Genomic DNA, 1,426 nt, shown 5'->3' on the forward strand with positions numbered 1-1,426 from the left:
CCGCGCGCCTTCCGCCGATTGTTCCAACGCTGCGAATTTTTTCACTATGAATGCGACGCTAAAAATCTACCCCAGCAAGCTTGAGCGGGGTAATTATGAAACCTGCACGGCAACACCGGGGCAGACGTTTGAAAGCTGGCTGCAGGCGAATGTGCCCAGCTATGAGCCACGAGAGGTGCCGCTATTCTCGGCTAGGGTAAATGGCAAAGAACTACCGCCCAAACATTGGGCCAGCTACCTTATTCAGCCCGGCGACCAGTTTGAATTGGTAGTGGAGGCTAAAGGGTATGCTGCGATTGTGATGGCGGTGGTTGCGGTCGCCGCTGCGGCTGCCGCCATGTATTTTGCCAATCAGATTCCCGATAACTACAACCAGAGCACGCCCGATGGTTCCACCATCTACAACCCCAACGCCCAGGGTAATCAGGCCCGGTTGATGGGCGTGGTGCCCGAGATTGCCGGACGGCATAAAGTCTTCCCCGATTTGCTGTGCCAGCCGCGCCGGGAATATATCGGCAACGATCAATATCTGTATTTAATGATGGCGGTGGGCGTTGGCGAATACGAAGTGGACCCGGAAGAGATCTTTATCGGCAACACACCGGTCAGCCGATATTTTGGCGATATCGACTACAGCCTGTTTGGACCCGGTGAGAGCGTCGCTAGTCACGAGGCATACCGCAATGTGTATACCTCGCCGGAGGTGGGCAGCAGCGGCGGCCAGACCGGGCTGGAATTGGAAGGCAGTCTCAGCTCCTCGGGTTCCAGTTTCAGCCGCACGCGCTGGAGCATGGCCGGCCACACTCTGAGCTGTTACGAATACGATGCAGAGAGTGGCGGCTATATCTCATGGCCGTTCCTCTATGCGGTGAATGAAATCATCACTATTAGCGGTAGTGCCGGCAATGACGGCGATTACCGGGTGGTTTCCAAGGACTCTGGGAATAGCGCCACCATGGAAAAAGTGGACGGCAATGGAGACCCCGATACAACCTGGACCGGCTTTGCTAATTCCCAGCATGAAGCGATCACCATCTCCAGTACAGATCCGAGTGCCGGTGGTTACAGTGGTCCCTTTTTCGCCTGTCCCGCCAACGAGCTGACAGACACAATTTGGCTGGATTTTTTCCTGCCGCAAGGGCTCGGTCGATTAAAAGATAATGGGGATTTCGAGACCCGCTCTGTCACCATTGAAATTGAATACCGGGCCGAAGGCAGTAGTAGCTGGACCACCATCAGCCACACTTTCAGCGGCGCCACCAACGACCAGATAGGCTTCACCAAAAAAATTAATCTCAGCAGCCGGATGCGCCCAGAGGTTCGCGCAAAGCGCACAACCCCAGGCACTGACGATACCCGCGTGTACGATAAAGTGCAGTGGACCGCGTTAAAAGCCGAACTGGACAGCGCGAGCCACTATGAAGGC

General features: G+C 55.5%; 1 protein-coding gene. It reads left to right on the forward strand.

Features of this window, described 5'->3' with window-relative positions; all coding sequences use genetic code 11:
• Window positions 1–1,426, forward strand: a 1,426-nt coding sequence (locus LC073_RS21475; protein WP_226649675.1) for a hypothetical protein, incomplete at both ends; no start/stop codon positions are given.

Origin of the sequence: Microbulbifer variabilis, from assembly GCF_020524905.1 — a bacterium.
GTDB classification, from domain to species: Bacteria; Pseudomonadota; Gammaproteobacteria; order Pseudomonadales; family Cellvibrionaceae; genus Microbulbifer; species Microbulbifer variabilis_A.